The organism is Xanthomonas sp. GW (assembly GCF_014236815.1).
In the GTDB taxonomy this organism is placed as follows: domain Bacteria; phylum Pseudomonadota; class Gammaproteobacteria; order Xanthomonadales; family Xanthomonadaceae; genus Xanthomonas_A.
In genome coordinates this window covers 1,840,175-1,853,637 of the sequence record NZ_CP051189.1, presented here as the reverse complement: position 1 = coordinate 1,853,637, position 13,463 = coordinate 1,840,175, and the positions used below count along the sequence as shown (strand labels likewise).

Here is a 13,463-nt window from a genome sequence, read left to right as displayed (position 1 = left end):
CAAACCGCAGCGCGATCCGGCAGCGAGGCGAGACATCGTTAGCACCGCAGCGATGCCGCATGCGCCGCCCCACCCCGCACCAGCGCAGTACCGAGTGTAGGACAGCCGGCGGCATGCGCGGCAGTGCCGCGCTACAGCGCCGCCGCCCGCGCCAGCAGCGCCTGCCGCTCGCGCGCGTTGGCGCTGAGCGCAGCGGCCTGCGCGAAGGCCGCGCGCGCCTCATCGGTGCGGCCCAGGCGCTGCAGCACATCGCCGTAGGCCGCGGCCAGCGGCGCGTAGTCGCGCAGCCGCGGATCCTCGCGCAAGGGCTGCAGCAAGGCCCAGGCCGCAGCCGCGCCCTCGGCGCGCGCCACCGCGACCGCGCGGTTGAGTTCCACCACCGGCGAGGGATGCAGCTGCGCCAGCCGCGCGTACAGCGCCGCCAGCCGCGTCCAATCGGTGTCCTCGGCGCGCCGCGCGCAGGCATGGCATTCGGCGATGGCCGCCTGCAACACGTAGGCGTCGTCGTCGCCGCCCAGCGCCTGCGCGCGCCGCAGCGCGTCCTGGCCGCGCGCGATCTGCAGCCAGTCCCAGCGCGCCCGGTCCTGCTCGGGCAACAGCACCGGGCTGCCGTCGGCGCGCACCCGCGCAGCGCTGCGCGAGGCCTGCAATTCCATCAGCGCCAGCAGCCCATGCACCTGCGGCCACGCCGGCAACCGATGCGCCAGCACCCGGCCCAGCCGCAGCGCCTCCTCGCACAGGGCCGGACGCATCCAGTCGTCGCCGGCGCTGGCCGCGTAGCCTTCGTTGAACACCAGGTAGATCACCTCCAGCACCGAGGCCAGCCGCTGCGGCAACGCCGCCTGCCGCGGCACTTCGAACGGCACCTGCTTCTGCGCCAGGGTGCGCTTGGCACGGACGATGCGCTGGGCGATGGTCGGCTCCGGCAGCAGGAACGCGCGCGCGATCTCATCGGTGCTCAAGCCGCCGAGCAGGCGCAGGGTCAGCGCCACCCGCGCGTCGGCCGGCAGCAGCGGATGGCAGGCCACGAACATCAACCGCAGCAGGTCGTCGCCGATATCGTCCTGCAGCGCGTCGCTGTCGTCCGGCGCGGGCAACGCCTGCGGCTGCAGCGCCTCGCCCCACTGCGCGTGCTGGCCGGCGATGCGCTGGTGCTGGCGCAGCACGTCGATGGCGCGATTGCGGGCGGTGGTCATCAGCCACGCTCCGGGGTTGTCGGGAATGCCCTGCGCGGGCCAGCGCTCCAGCGCGGCCAGCCAGGTGTCCTGGACCAGTTCCTCGGCACGGCCGACGTCGCCGCCGAGCAGCCGCGACAGGCGCGCGATCAGGCCCGGCGCCTCCATGCGCCAGACCGTCTCCAGGCGTTGCGCGAACGTGGTCTCCATGCGCGGAATCAGAGCACCGGATGCGCCGTGGCACAAGCCGCGGCGGCAACCGCGCTCAGCCCGGCGCGCCGCTCATGTGCGCTATCTCCCACAGATGGCCATCGGGATCCTCGAAGCCGCGCTGGTACATGAAACCGTAGTCGCGCGGCGCTTGCGGCTCGCGCGCGCCGGCCGCCAGCGCTTTCTCCAGCAACGCATCGACCGCCGCGCGAGTGGGCGCCGACAACGCGGTGATGACCTCGGTGCGCACACGCGCATCGCTGATCGGCTTGCTGGTGAAACCGGCGAAGAACGGCTCGGTCAGCAGCATCACGAAGATGCTGTCGCTGACGATCATGCAGGCCGCATTCTGGTCGGTGAAGGTCGGATTGAAGGCGTAGCCCAGCGCCGCGAAGAAGGCCTTGGAGGCCTCCAGATCGCGGACCGGGAGGTTGACGAAGATCATCTGCGGCGCATCGGACATGGCGGCGTTTCTCGAGCGAAGGGAGGCAGGAAGGCGCGGGAATCACGGCTGTTTCATGCAGTTGACCATCCACGGCTTGCCGTAACGATCGACCAGCATGCCCCAGCGCTGCGCCCAGAACGTCTCGGCCAGCGGCATGCCGACCTGGCCGCCGGCGCTCAGCGCGGCGAACACCCGTTCGGCCTCCTCCACCGAATCCACCTCGACGTTGATGGTGGTGGTGCCGGCGCCCTGCGCGGCGTGGCTGTCGGCGGCCATCAGCACCGCGCCGCCGGCTTCGAGCTGGCTGTGCGCGACCTGGTCCAGCGTGTCCGGCGGCATCTCGCCGCAGCCCTCCATGTTGTCGCTGGGCGGCATGTCGCGATAGGTCATTTCCGACACGACGCTGCCGCCCAGGGCCTGCGCGTAGAACGCCATCGCCTCGTGGGTGCTGCCGTCGAAGCTCAGGAACGGAATCAGTTTCATCGGGATCTCTCCATGCGGTGGTGGTAGGTGTGTGGCTCAGTCGGGATTGCACGCGCGCAGGCGGCGCTGTCGGGCCTGCAGCAGATCGGGAGGAAGGGCGTCGCCCAGTTCCTGCAGGTCCATCAAGGGGCGCAGTTCGACCTCGGTGCCGGCCTCGAACGGGGCGCGCTTGAGCCACTCGGTGGCCTCGTCCAGCGAGCGCACCTGCCATAGCCAAAATCCGGCCACCAAGTCGCCCGTCGCGGCGAACGGGCCGTCGAGCGCCTGCCGCCGCTGCGATTCGAAACGCACGCGGCGGCCGCGCGAACTGGGCTGCAGGCCTTCGGCGGCGAGCAGGATCCCGGCCTCGGCCAACTGGTCGTTGTAGGCGCCCATCGCCCGCCACTCATCCTCGCTGGGCAGGCGCCCGGCCTCGGAGTCGGCGCTCGCCTTGACCAATACCATCACTTTCATCGTGTCCTCCCGGGTGCGGCCGCTGGCGGGCCGTGCATTGGGTACGACGCCGGGGGAAGACGGAAATCGACAGGCCTGCGCAAAAGAAATTTCGAGGCGTTGGATGCGGCGCCGCAACACACGGCCGCAGCGCGCTGAGCGATCATGGGCCTCCCGTTGCCGCCGGCCGCTCGCCCCATGCAATTCCTGCTGCTGATCTACATCGACGAGTCCTTGCTGCAGGCCCTGCCCGCCGAGGAATACGACAGCCTGATGCGCGATTGCCTGCAGCATGCCGATGCGCTGCAGGCCGACGGCACCCTGGTGCTGGCGCAGCAACTGCAGCCGGTGGCCAGCGCCCGCACCCTGCGCTCGCGCCAGGGCCAGCTACGCATCACCGACGGCCCGTTCGCCGAGACCCGCGAACTGCTCGCCGGCTTCAACCTGATCAATGCGCGCGACCACGACGAGGCGGTACGCATCGCCAAGCACTTCCCGTGGTCGCGCTTCGGCAGCATCGAGGTGCGGCCGCTAGCCGACATGGACGCCGAACGCGCGCGGGTCGGCGCGACGTCAGCGAGCCGGATCTCCGCTGCATAGCCGTGCCGCGTCCGCCAGGCGCGGGCTGCCGGGGAGTACCGCCGTGACGCAGGTGTCGCGCTCGTGGCGCAGCCGCTAGGCAGGGCGTCAGTCCTGCCGAGAAGACACGCTCACGCCGCGAGCAGCGCCTGCGCGGCGACCAGCACGCCATTGCGATCGGCGTATAGCCAGTGTCCGGGCACGAACGCCACGCCGGCGAACTGCAGCGGCACATCGACTTCCCCGAGGCCGCGTTTTTCGGTCTTGCGCGGGCATGCGGCCAGCGCCTGCACGCCCAGCGGCAGCGCCGCCAACGCCTCCACGTCGCGCACGCCACCGTGGATCAACAGCCCGGCCCACCCGTTGCGCACCGCGTTCTCGGCAATCTGGTCGCCGAGCAGCGCACAGCGCAGCGAGCCGTGCCCATCGACGACGATGACGCGGCCGGCACCGGGTGTGGCCGCCAGTTCGCGCACCCGCGAGTTGTCCTCGAAGCAGCGCACGGTGACGATCTGCCCACAGAACGCGGCGTGGCCGCCATAGCTGTGGAACAGCGGTTCGGCGACCTGCACCTCGGGATGGTCGTCGCACAGATCGGGCGTGGTCCAGGTCATGGTCGGTCCGGCAGTAGGCGGCACCTGGATGGTAGCGCGACACCAACGCGGCGGCAGCCGCAGCGGCCATGCACGCGACACAGGCGCGGGCTGCGGCACAATTCGCCTCCCTGTCCGCGCCGGCGTGCACTGCCATGAACGATCTCTTCGACTCCGCCCCGGCCGCGCCGGACGGCATCCGCGTCGGCATCGGCGGCTGGACCTATGCGCCATGGCGCGGCGGCATGTTCTACCCGCAGGGACTGGTGCAGCGCCGCGAGCTGGAATACGCCAGCCGCCACGTCACCAGCATCGAGATCAACGGCACCTACTACGGCACGCAGAAGCCGGACACCTATGCGCGCTGGCGCGACGAGGCGCCGGCCGATTTCCTGTTCTCGGCCAAGGCGCCCAAGCGCATCACCGGCATGCGCAAGCTGGCTGCGGCCGGCGCGCAGATCGAGGACTTCGTCGGCGGCATCGCCACGCTCGGCGACAAGCTCGGCCCGCTGGTCTGGCAGTTCGAGCACGGCCGCACGCTCGAGCTCGACGAGCTGGGCGCGTTCCTGGAGCTGCTGCCGAAGCAGGCGAACGGCCGCCACCTTCGACATGTGCTGGAAGTGCGCGACCCGGCCTGCGTCGGCCCGCGCCTGCTGGAGCTGGTGCGTCGCCACGGCGTGGCCACGGTGTTCACCGATTCGCCCGACTTTCCCTCTTTCGCCGATCTCAGCGCCGACTTCGTCTACGCGCGGCTGATGCGCAGCCGCGCCGAGCTGGCGCACGGCTATGCGCCCAAGGAATTGCGCGCCTGGGCGGCGCAGGCGCAGGCCTGGCGCCGCGGCGAGGATCCGGACGCGCTGCCGCATGCCGACGCGCCGACCGCCGAGGCCAAGCCGCGCGAGGTGTTTGTCTATTTCATCAGCGCGGCCAAGGAACGCAATCCGGCCGCGGCGATGGCACTGCTGGCCGAACTCGGCAAGCGCTGAGCAACGGCAGCGGCACGAGCGACCACCGGCACAGGCGACCGAGCGCACGGTGCGGCTGCGACGCGCGACTGAACCCAGCACAGACGGCACTGCGCCGCGACACCCTGTGCGCAATGCAGTTGCAGTACAAGCGGGAGCGCAGAACGACACCGGCGCAGGCCGGCGCCGGATGCGCCTTTTTCCCGAGTGGATATTCCAATCCCGATGCAGATCAAGCACACGCTCGAACGCATTCCAGGCGGCATGATGCTGGTGCCGCTGCTGCTCGGCGCCGCCTGCCATAGCGCATGGCCGCAGGCCGGCGCCTTCCTCGGCTCGTTCAGCCAGGGCCTGATCGGCGGCGTGGTGCCGATCCTGGCAGTGTGGTTCCTGTGCATGGGCGCCTCGATCCAACTGCGCGCCAGCGGCCGCATCCTGCGCCAGTCGGGCGTGCTGCTGCTGACCAAGCTCGGCGTGGCCTGGCTGGTGGCGGTGCTCGCGGCGCGGGTGCTGCCGCCGGCGGGGATCGCGCAGGGCTGCTGGCAAGGCGTCTCGGTGCTGGCCCTGGTCGCGGCGATGGACATGACCAACGGCGGGCTGTTCGCCTCGCTCATGCAGCAGTACGGCAAGCCCGGCGAAGCCGGTGCGGTGGTGCTGATGTCGCTGGAATCGGGCCCGTTGATGACCATGCTGATCCTCGGCAGCGCCGGCATCGCGGTGTTCGAGCCGCGCCTGTTCCTCGGCGCGGTGTTGCCGCTGCTGGTGGGGTTCGCGCTCGGCAACCTGGATCCGCAGCTGCGCGCGTTGTTCGCCGCGGCGGTGCCCGCGCTGATCCCGTTCTTCGCCTTCGCGCTGGGCAATACGCTGGATCTGCATGTGATCGCCAGCGCCGGCGTGCCCGGCGTGCTGCTCGGGGTGCTGGTGGTCGTCGTCACCGGGATCCCACTGCTGTTCGCCGATCGGCTGCTCGGCGGCGGCAGCGGCAGCGCCGGCATCGCCGCGTCCAGCACTGCCGGCGCCGCGGTGGCGACGCCCGCGCTGATCGCGGCGATGGCGCCGCAGTTCCGTGCGGCGGCCCCGGCCGCCACCGCGCTGGTGGCGACCTCGGTGATCGTGACCTCACTGCTGGTGCCGCTGCTGACCGCGCTGCACGCGCGTGCGCGGGCCACGCGCACGCCGCCCGGCAACTGACGCGGCACCGGCGAGGCGATTGCAGGATCTGCCGCGACAACGCCGTCCGCCTCGCCGCCGGTTTACGCGACAATAGGCGCATGCCCCTGCACCCCACGACCAAAGCCCAACTGCAAATCCACTTCTGCGTGCTGCTGTGGGGGATCACCGCGATCCTCGGCAAGCTGATCACGCTGCCGGCGCTGCCGCTGGTGTGGTGGCGGATGCTGATGGTGGTAGCGGCGCTGGCGCTGCTGCCGAGGGTGTGGCGCGGGCTGGCCGCGCTGACCCCGAAGCTGGCGCTCGGCTACGCCGTGATCGGCGCGCTGGTCGGCCTGCACTGGTTGACCTTCTACGGCGCGATCAAGCTGGCCAACGCCTCGGTGGCGGCGACCTGCATCGCACTGGCGCCGGTGTTCACCGCGGTGATCGAACCGTGGGTGGCCAAGCGCCCGTTCCGTCCCAGCGAATTGGTGTTCGGCCTGGCGGTGCTGCCGGGCGTGGCGCTGGTGGTCGGTGGCGTACCCGACGGGATGCGCGCCGGCGTCGTGGTCGGTGCGGTCTCGGCGCTGTTCGTCGCCGCGTTCGGCTCGCTCAACAAGCGCCTGGTCGATCATGCCGACCCGCTGACCGTGACCGCGCTGGAACTGGGCGCCGGCACCCTGACCCTGACCCTGCTGGCGCCGCTGCTGCCGTTCGTGCTGCCGGCGCTGAGCGGCCCGTTGCTGGTGCTGCCGAGCCTGCACGACACCCTGCTGCTGCTCGCCCTGGCGCTGCTGTGCACGCTGCTGCCGTTCGCCCTGGCGCTGGTCGCGCTGCGCCGGCTCAGCGCCTACGCGGTGCAGTTGGTGACCAACCTGGAGCCGGTCTACGCGATCGTGTTCGCGATCCTGCTGCTGGACGAGCAGAAGGAACTCACCGCGCTGTTCTACCTGGGCGTGGCGGTGATCCTGGGCGCGGTGTTCCTGCATCCGCTGCTGACCCGCGGCAAGCCGGTGCGGCACCCGGAACTGCTGGCGACCTCCGAAGCGAAGAACGCGCTGGAGTGAAGCCGCGGCCGGCGCGGTTCACTCCGCCAACGAGACGCAATCGCGGCCGGCGCGCTTGGCCCGGTACAGGGCCTGGTCGGCGCGCTTGAGCAACTGCTCGGCGCTCTCGTCCGGCTGATAGGTGGCGACGCCGAAACTGGCGGTCAACGGCACCCCGATCTGCAGCAGGCTGGTCTCCTGGCGCAAGGTCTCGCATTCGTGCATGGCCTCGGCCGCATCCAGGCCCGGCATCAGCACCGCGAACTCTTCGCCGCCATAGCGCGCCACCAGGCTGCCTGCCGGCGCCCGCGCACGCAGCATGTCCGCCAGCGCCAGCAGCACAGCATCGCCCTTGTCGTGACCATGCAGGTCGTTGATGTGCTTGAAATAGTCCAGGTCCAGCAAGGCCACGCTGAGCGGCGCGGGGCTGAACCGCGCCGCCTCCGCGTTGACCAACAGCGCGGTGGCGAACGCGCGCCGATTGAGCAGCCCGGTCAGCGGGTCGGTGCGCGACTGTTGGAGCAGTTCGGCGTTGAGCGTTTCCAGCGTGGACTGATACTGCGCCAGCTGCTGCTCGTAGCCGTCGCGCGCGTGCAACTGCAGCGCCAGCGCATGGCTGGTGCGGCGCAGCTCGATCAGCTGCATCACCTGCCGCGACAGCGCCTGCAGCGCCACCACCTGCTCCGGCTCTAGCGTGCGCGGGCGGCGGTCGAGCACGCACAGCGCGCCCACCGCCAGCCCGTCGCTGTTCACCAGCGGCGAGCCCGCGTAGAAGCGCACGCCGACCTCGGTGACCAACGGATTGAACGCGAAGCGCGGGTCCACCGCCGCGTCGTTGACCACCATCACCTGCTGCGGGGTCAGAATGGTGTGGCCGCAGAACGAGTCGTCGCGCGTGGCGCTGAGCAGGGTGACGTTGCGCTGCGATTTCAGCCACTGGCGTTCGTCGTCGACCAGCGAGATCAGCGCCGACGGCGTGTCGCACAGGCTGGCGGCGATGCCGACCAGGTCGTCGTAGGACGCTTCCGGCTCGGTATCCAGGATCTGCAGCGCATGCAGCGCGCGCAGGCGTTCGGCTTCATTGTCGGGCTTGCGTGGCTTGATCACGGGAACGGGCGGCCGGCGGCGGATTGCCTGGCGAGTATCGCCAAAATCGCCGCCGATGCCAGTGAAGGCCATGCGGCCCCGGATTACCAGTCCTGGCGCTGCGGCAGCAGGCCGCGCAGTTCCTGCTCGGTGAGGTTGCGCCACTGGCCCGGCTTCAGCGCGCCGAGCTTGATGTTGTCGATGCGCACGCGGCGCAGTTGGGTGACGCGGTAGTCGAACGCAGCGGCCATCAACCGGATCTGCCGGTTCAGGCCCTGCTCGAGCACGATGCGGAAGCCGAACTTGGCGATCCGCGCGGTGCGGCACGGCAGCGTGGTCTCGTTGTGCACGCGCACGCCGCGCGCCATGCCGCGCAGGAATTCGTCGCTGACCGGCTTGTTCACTGCCACCAGGTATTCCTTCTGGTGGCGGTTCTCGGCGCGCAGGATCTCGTTGACGATGTCGCCGTTGCTGGTCATCAGGATCAGGCCCTCGGACTCCTTGTCCAGGCGCCCGATCGGGAAGATGCGCTGCTCGTGGCCGACGAAATCGACGATGTTGCCCTTGACCTCGCTCTCGGTGGTGCAGGTCACCCCGACCGGCTTGTTCAGCGCGATGTAGACGTGGCGGCGACCGGACTTCTGCTTGGCGCGCGCGCGCAGCGGCTGGCCGTCGACCTGCACCTCATCGCCCTCGCCCACCACCGCGCCCACGCCGCCGGGCCGGCCGTTGACGGTCACGCGGCGCGCGGCGATCAGCCGGTCGGCCTCGCGGCGCGAACAGTAGCCGGTCTCGGCGATGTGCTTGTTGAGGCGGATGGACATTGAGCGGGGATTCGGGAGTCGGGATTCGGGATTGGCAAAAGCGGGCTACCGCCATCTGCGGCGGCAGCGAGGAACTCAGGGACACGGGAGCAGGGACGAATCCCCACTCCCGAATCCCCAATCCCGGCCCCTCAGCGCTTCGGCGGACCCTTGCGCGGCGGGCGATCGCCGGCCTTGTCGGCCATGCGGGTGGCGGCGCCGGCCGGGCGCGGACCGGCTGCGTTCGGGCGGCCGCCGGGCTTGCCGGCGGCGCGCGCGAACTTGGGCTTGAACGGCGCGCTGGCGCCCGCGTCGTCGCCGTCGAGCTTGCGCATCTGCAGTTGCTGGCCCGAGACCCAGACCTTCTTCAGGTGGGTCAGCAGCTCGCGCGGCATGTCCGCCGGCAGGTCCAGCACCGAATGGTCGTCGTGGATGTCGATGCGGCCGATGTACTTGCTCTCCAGGCCGGCCTCGTTGGCGATCGCGCCGACGATGTTGGCCGGCTTGACCCCGTGCTGGTGGCCGACCTCGATGCGGTAGGTCTCCATGCCCACTTCCGGCTCGCCGCGCGGCGCCTTGGGCGCCTTGTCGCGGCGCGGGGCCTCGAAGCTGCCGACGTCGCGCTGGTAGTCGTAGTCGGGGCCGTGCCCGGCCGGCGCGGGACGCGGCGCACGCGGCGGCGCGCGTTCGCCTTCGTCGCGGCGCGGCGGGCGCGCTTCGCGGTCGAACTTGGGCTCGAACTTGGGACGTTCCGTGCGCTCGCCGCGGTCGGCGCGCTCGCGGCGCTCGGCACCGGGCCGCTCGAAGCGCTCGCCCTGCGGCGGACGCGCGCGCTCCGGCGCCAGCAGCAGCGGCGTGTCGCCCTGCAGCAGGCGCGCCAGCGCCGCGGCCACTTCGACCATCGGCACGTTCTTCTCGGTCTCGAAACGCTGCAGCAGATCGCGGTAGGTGTCGATGCCGCCGCCGGCGATGGTCTCGCTGATCTTTTCCATGAAGCGGGTCACGCGCTGGTCGTTGACCGCGTCCACGCTCGGCAGCTGCATCTCTTCGATCGGCTGCCGGGTGGCGCGCTCGATCGCGCGCAGCATGCCCTTCTCGCGCGGGCTGACGAACAGGATCGCCTCGCCGCTGCGGCCGGCGCGGCCGGTGCGGCCGATGCGGTGCACGTAGCTTTCGGTGTCGTACGGGATGTCGTAGTTCAGCACGTGGCTGATCCGCTCCACGTCCAGGCCGCGCGCGGCCACGTCGGTGGCGACCAGGATGTCGAGCTTGCCGTCCTTGAGCTGCTGGATCACCCGCTCGCGCTGCGACTGCTGGATGTCGCCGTTGATCGCCGCGGCGGCCAGGCCGCGCGCCTGCAGCTTCTGCGCCAGCTCGTCGGTGGCGGCCTTGGTGCGCGCGAACACGATCATCGCGTCGAACGGCTCCACTTCCAGGATGCGGGTCAGCGCATCGAGCTTGTGCAAGCCGCTGACCGCCCAGTAACGCTGGCGGACATTCGCCGACGTGGTGGTCTTGGAGGCGATGATGACTTCGGCCGGATCGTTTAGATAAGTCTGCGCGATGCGCTTGATCGCGGTCGGCATGGTCGCCGAGAACAGCGCCACCTGGCGCGAGACCGGCAGCTTCTTCAGCACCGCCTCGACGTCGTCGATGAAGCCCATGCGCAGCATCTCGTCGGCCTCGTCGAGCACCAGCGTCTTCAGCTCCGACAGATCCAGGGTGCCGCGCTCCAGGTGGTCGATGACCCGCCCGGGGGTGCCCACCACCACGTGCACGCCGCGCTTGAGCGCCGACAACTGCTGCACATAGGGCTGGCCGCCGTACACCGGCAACACCTGGAAGCCGGGGATCGCGCCGGCGTAGCGATGGAACGCCTCGGCGACCTGGATCGCCAGCTCGCGGGTCGGCGCCAGCACCAGCGCCTGCGGCTTGCGCTGGTTGAAGTCCAGCCGCGACAGGATCGGCAGCGCGAACGCGGCGGTCTTGCCGGTGCCGGTCTGGGCCTGGCCGAGCAGGTCGCGGCCGGTCAGCAGCGCGGGAATGGTGGCGGCCTGGATCGGCGACGGCGACTCGTAGCCGACATCGGCGACGGCTTTCATCACAGCAGGCGAGAGGCCGAGATCTGCGAACAGCAGCGGCGCGGGGGTATCTTGGGACATGGGAGACTCCGGAGGCGCCGCAGAGAACCGGCAGGCGCAAAGAAGTGCATTGTGCGCCTTGCCGGGCCGCATGTCTAAACCGGGTGAACGACGCCGTTCAGGCGTGAGAAACCCCGGCCTGCCGCGAACCACCTTGCAGACCCTTCCGCGACCCGCCCAATGCCCGACGCCCCCACCCCTGCCGCACCGGCCCCCGCCGACTTCGCCACGCTGTTCCAGGCGCACCGAGGCATCGCCGCGAAAGTGGCCGGCAGCTATTGCCGGGATCCGGACGACCGTGCCGACCTGATCCAGGAGATCGCCGCGCAGGCCTGGCGGGCCTTCCCCCGCTACGACCGGCAGCGGCCGTTCTCCACCTGGCTGTACCGGATCGCGCTGAACGTGGCGATCGGCGACCTGCGCGGGCGCAGCCGCGCGCATCGGCAGACCCTGCCGCTGGAGGACCTGGACCTCGCCGATCCGCACGCCGCCGACCCGGAGCGCGAACGCCAGGTGCAGGCCCTGTACCGCTTCATCGCGCAACTGCCGGCGCTGGAACGGGCGCTGGCGCTGCTGTACCTGGACGACCGCCCGCAGCGCGAGATCGCCGAGATCCTGGGCATCGGCGAAAGCAACGTCTCCACCAAGATCGGCCGCCTCAAGCAACGCCTCCGCGACGAACTCTGACTCTTCCACACAGGACCTTCGACATGCATCTCGACGAACTGAAACACGCCTGGCAGGCGCTGGACCAGCGCCTGCAACGCCACGACCGCCTGCAAGCGCAGCAACTGCTGCAGCACAACCTGCAGCGCGCGCAGCGCAGCCTGCGCCCGCTGCTGTGGGGCCAGTTGCTGCAGCTGCCGTTCGGCCTGTGCTGCATCGCCCTGGCCGGCATGCTGTGGAGCGGCGGCGGCGCGCTGCCGGCGCACCTGATCGCCGCGGGCGTGGCGGTGCATGCCTATGGCGTGGCCACCGTGGCGCTGGCCGGCATCGTGCTGGGCCGGCTGCTGCAGGTCGACTACAGCGCGCCGGTGCTGGAGATCCAGCAGCGGATCGCGCGCACCCGCCGCTGGTACGTCGGCAGCGGCGTGGTCTGCGGGCTGTCGTGGTGGCTGCTGTGGGTGCCGGTGCTGATGGTGCTGGCCGCGCTCGCCGGCATCGACCTGCTGGCGCGGGCGCAGGCCGTGGTATGGATCGGGCTCGGCGCCGGGCTGGCGGGGCTTGCCGGCAGCGCATGGCTGTATCGCCGTTCGCGCGATCCCGGGCGGCCACGGCTGCGGCGCATCATCGACGACGGCCTGGGCGGAGCGAGCCTGCGCAGGGCCAGCGGCCTGCTCGACGAGGTGGAGCGTTTTCGGCACGAATGAGCGCGCAGCCGCTGCGTTGCGATGCACGCGAAGATGTACGGCACGGCGTGCGCAGCGCGAAGTCCGAGCGTTTCCTTCGCGAATGACCGACAATGGGCGCCGATTTCCGAACAGCGTCCCCCAATGCAGACCATCGATCTCCAGTTAGAAAGCGACTATGTCGAACTCAAGCACCTGCTGAAACTGACCGGCGTGTGCGACAGCGGCGGCGCAGCCAAGACCGTGATCAGCGAAGGCCAGGTGCGCGTGGACGGCGAAGTCGAGGTGCGCAAGGCCTGCAAGGTCCGCGCGGGCCAGGTGGTCGAACTGGACGACGTGCAGATCCGGGTGATCGGCAAGGCATGAGCGTGGCCGGCGCGCCCTGCGCGTCGCATTTGCGGCTGCCGCACACGGCGGCCACGCCATGTTGATCGACATCGGCGCACGCAACATCGCGCCGTCGACGGACGATCCGCTGCACGACGTGTACGGCCTGTCGATCGACCCCGAGGCGGCGCGGCCGTTCTGCCTGTCGCAATCCATCCATGGCGGGCATGCCGACCGTGGCGGCGCGATCTTCCTGGGGCTGGACGAGCTGAATGCCTGGGCCGGCGACTGGCGCCTGCACCCGCGCCACGCCGACTGCGCCTGGGCCATCGCGCCGATCGCAGCGGCGCAGCGCGGTGGCGACGCGCAAGCCACCTTCGCCCACCTCATCGCCGAGGCGGACGCACGCCGCCTCGCCCGCACGCCGCAGCGTTAGCGCGGTTTTCTCGCCTTCATTCGGGCGATTGCATTTTTGTGGGAGCGACTGAAGTCGCTCCCACAATTACTTCGCCAAGCGAATAGGACAGCCAGCATTCGCGTGCCGATCCATAGGCCATGCCATCACTACAGCTGGCGCCGGCCTTTTGTAGGAGCGGCTTCAGCCGCGACCGGAACTTTTCTGGTGATGCCCGGTCGCGGCTGAAGCCGCTCCTACAGGGTGCATGCAGGCAGGCGAG

At 70.4% G+C, this 13,463-nt stretch carries 16 protein-coding genes; 8 read left to right on the top strand and 8 right to left on the bottom strand.

The window, feature by feature from the left end; translation table 11 throughout:
- Window positions 1-131: 131 nt before the first annotated feature.
- The 4 genes from HEP73_RS07810 to HEP73_RS07795 are packed head-to-tail and all read right to left on the bottom strand — an operon-like array spanning window position 132 to window position 2,766.
- On the bottom strand, window positions 132-1,385 hold the full coding sequence (locus tag HEP73_RS07810; protein ID WP_255423713.1) for an RNA polymerase sigma factor: 1,254 nt from the start codon (window positions 1,383-1,385) through the stop codon (window positions 132-134).
- 55 nt (window positions 1,386-1,440) lie between these two features.
- Window positions 1,441-1,848 carry a VOC family protein gene (locus tag HEP73_RS07805; protein WP_185822758.1) on the bottom strand — a complete coding sequence of 136 codons (408 nt, stop codon included), beginning with the start codon at window positions 1,846-1,848 and terminating at the stop codon, window positions 1,441-1,443.
- Window positions 1,849-1,890: 42 nt separating this feature from the next.
- Complete coding sequence (locus tag HEP73_RS07800) at window positions 1,891-2,313, bottom strand: VOC family protein (protein WP_185822757.1); 423 nt, start codon at window positions 2,311-2,313, stop codon at window positions 1,891-1,893.
- Window positions 2,314-2,349: 36 nt separating this feature from the next.
- On the bottom strand, window positions 2,350-2,766 hold the full coding sequence (locus tag HEP73_RS07795; RefSeq protein WP_185822756.1) for a YciI family protein: 417 nt from the start codon (window positions 2,764-2,766) through the stop codon (window positions 2,350-2,352).
- A 177-nt stretch (window positions 2,767-2,943) separates the two neighbouring features.
- Here HEP73_RS07795 and HEP73_RS07790 point away from each other — a divergent pair, with 177 nt between their 5' ends.
- The gene (locus HEP73_RS07790) at window positions 2,944-3,345 is read left to right on the top strand and encodes a YciI family protein (protein ID WP_185822755.1); all 402 of its coding nucleotides are present in this window, start codon (window positions 2,944-2,946) and stop codon (window positions 3,343-3,345) included.
- Window positions 3,346-3,455: 110 nt separating this feature from the next.
- Here the strand turns inward: HEP73_RS07790 and rraA are convergent, their stop codons facing one another.
- On the bottom strand, window positions 3,456-3,938 hold the full coding sequence (rraA, locus tag HEP73_RS07785; RefSeq protein ID WP_185822754.1) for a ribonuclease E activity regulator RraA: 483 nt from the start codon (window positions 3,936-3,938) through the stop codon (window positions 3,456-3,458).
- Window positions 3,939-4,072: 134 nt separating this feature from the next.
- Between rraA and HEP73_RS07780 the strand changes: the two genes are divergently transcribed.
- The 3 genes from HEP73_RS07780 (at window position 4,073) to HEP73_RS07770 (ending at window position 7,101) form a co-directional block, all read left to right on the top strand.
- Window positions 4,073-4,903 (top strand): DUF72 domain-containing protein, encoded by an 831-nt coding sequence (locus HEP73_RS07780; RefSeq protein ID WP_185822753.1) that lies wholly within the window; start codon window positions 4,073-4,075, stop codon window positions 4,901-4,903.
- A 204-nt stretch (window positions 4,904-5,107) separates the two neighbouring features.
- Window positions 5,108-6,073, top strand: a complete 966-nt coding sequence (kdgT, locus tag HEP73_RS07775; RefSeq protein ID WP_185822752.1) for a 2-keto-3-deoxygluconate transporter — start codon at window positions 5,108-5,110, stop codon at window positions 6,071-6,073.
- Window positions 6,074-6,153: 80 nt separating this feature from the next.
- Window positions 6,154-7,101, top strand: a complete 948-nt coding sequence (locus tag HEP73_RS07770) for a DMT family transporter (protein WP_185822751.1) — start codon at window positions 6,154-6,156, stop codon at window positions 7,099-7,101.
- An 18-nt stretch (window positions 7,102-7,119) separates the two neighbouring features.
- Here the strand turns inward: HEP73_RS07770 and HEP73_RS07765 are convergent, their stop codons facing one another.
- The 3 genes from HEP73_RS07765 to HEP73_RS07755 all read right to left on the bottom strand — a co-directional run bounded on the left by HEP73_RS07765 (window position 7,120) and on the right by HEP73_RS07755 (window position 11,131).
- Window positions 7,120-8,187: a GGDEF domain-containing protein gene (locus HEP73_RS07765; protein ID WP_255423712.1), complete on the bottom strand. Its 1,068-nt coding sequence runs from the start codon at window positions 8,185-8,187 to the stop codon at window positions 7,120-7,122.
- Between the two features lie 83 nt (window positions 8,188-8,270).
- Window positions 8,271-8,990 carry a pseudouridine synthase gene (locus HEP73_RS07760; protein ID WP_179565957.1) on the bottom strand — a complete coding sequence of 240 codons (720 nt, stop codon included), beginning with the start codon at window positions 8,988-8,990 and terminating at the stop codon, window positions 8,271-8,273.
- A gap of 131 nt (window positions 8,991-9,121) precedes the next feature.
- Window positions 9,122-11,131, bottom strand: coding sequence for a DEAD/DEAH box helicase (locus tag HEP73_RS07755; RefSeq protein WP_185822749.1), 2,010 nt, complete (start codon window positions 11,129-11,131; stop codon window positions 9,122-9,124).
- A 159-nt stretch (window positions 11,132-11,290) separates the two neighbouring features.
- On the opposite strand from HEP73_RS07755, the gene HEP73_RS07750 reads away from it, so the two are divergent.
- From HEP73_RS07750 to HEP73_RS07735, 4 genes are all read left to right on the top strand, one after another.
- The gene (locus HEP73_RS07750; RefSeq protein ID WP_185822748.1) at window positions 11,291-11,797 is read left to right on the top strand and encodes an RNA polymerase sigma factor; all 507 of its coding nucleotides are present in this window, start codon (window positions 11,291-11,293) and stop codon (window positions 11,795-11,797) included.
- A gap of 23 nt (window positions 11,798-11,820) precedes the next feature.
- A complete protein-coding gene (locus HEP73_RS07745) occupies window positions 11,821-12,480 on the top strand; it encodes a serine/threonine protein kinase (RefSeq protein WP_185822747.1) in 660 nt (219 codons plus the stop codon).
- Window positions 12,481-12,603: 123 nt separating this feature from the next.
- The gene (locus tag HEP73_RS07740) at window positions 12,604-12,825 is read left to right on the top strand and encodes an RNA-binding S4 domain-containing protein (RefSeq protein ID WP_185815878.1); all 222 of its coding nucleotides are present in this window, start codon (window positions 12,604-12,606) and stop codon (window positions 12,823-12,825) included.
- 58 nt (window positions 12,826-12,883) lie between these two features.
- Entirely contained in the window at window positions 12,884-13,222 is a 339-nt protein-coding gene (locus HEP73_RS07735) for a hypothetical protein (RefSeq protein ID WP_185822746.1), read from the top strand.
- Window positions 13,223-13,463: the final 241 nt, after the last annotated feature.

Excerpts from the sequence above, each read along its gene's own strand:
- HEP73_RS07800 (WP_185822757.1), bottom strand. The coding sequence starts at position 2,313 with ATGAAACTGATTCCGTTCCTGAGCTTCGACGGCAGCACCCACGAGGCG.
- rraA (WP_185822754.1), bottom strand. The coding sequence starts at position 3,938 with ATGACCTGGACCACGCCCGATCTGTGCGACGACCATCCCGAGGTGCAG.
- HEP73_RS07735 (WP_185822746.1), top strand. The coding sequence starts at position 12,884 with ATGTTGATCGACATCGGCGCACGCAACATCGCGCCGTCGACGGACGAT.
- kdgT (WP_185822752.1), top strand. The coding sequence starts at position 5,108 with ATGCAGATCAAGCACACGCTCGAACGCATTCCAGGCGGCATGATGCTG.
- HEP73_RS07755 (WP_185822749.1), bottom strand. The coding sequence starts at position 11,131 with ATGTCCCAAGATACCCCCGCGCCGCTGCTGTTCGCAGATCTCGGCCTC.
- HEP73_RS07810 (WP_255423713.1), bottom strand. The coding sequence starts at position 1,385 with ATGGAGACCACGTTCGCGCAACGCCTGGAGACGGTCTGGCGCATGGAG.
- HEP73_RS07795 (WP_185822756.1), bottom strand. The coding sequence starts at position 2,766 with ATGAAAGTGATGGTATTGGTCAAGGCGAGCGCCGACTCCGAGGCCGGG.
- HEP73_RS07750 (WP_185822748.1), top strand. The coding sequence starts at position 11,291 with ATGCCCGACGCCCCCACCCCTGCCGCACCGGCCCCCGCCGACTTCGCC.
- HEP73_RS07770 (WP_185822751.1), top strand. The coding sequence starts at position 6,154 with ATGCCCCTGCACCCCACGACCAAAGCCCAACTGCAAATCCACTTCTGC.
- HEP73_RS07745 (WP_185822747.1), top strand. The coding sequence starts at position 11,821 with ATGCATCTCGACGAACTGAAACACGCCTGGCAGGCGCTGGACCAGCGC.
- HEP73_RS07790 (WP_185822755.1), top strand. The coding sequence starts at position 2,944 with ATGCAATTCCTGCTGCTGATCTACATCGACGAGTCCTTGCTGCAGGCC.
- HEP73_RS07805 (WP_185822758.1), bottom strand. The coding sequence starts at position 1,848 with ATGTCCGATGCGCCGCAGATGATCTTCGTCAACCTCCCGGTCCGCGAT.
- HEP73_RS07760 (WP_179565957.1), bottom strand. The coding sequence starts at position 8,990 with ATGTCCATCCGCCTCAACAAGCACATCGCCGAGACCGGCTACTGTTCG.
- HEP73_RS07740 (WP_185815878.1), top strand. The coding sequence starts at position 12,604 with ATGCAGACCATCGATCTCCAGTTAGAAAGCGACTATGTCGAACTCAAG.
- HEP73_RS07780 (WP_185822753.1), top strand. The coding sequence starts at position 4,073 with ATGAACGATCTCTTCGACTCCGCCCCGGCCGCGCCGGACGGCATCCGC.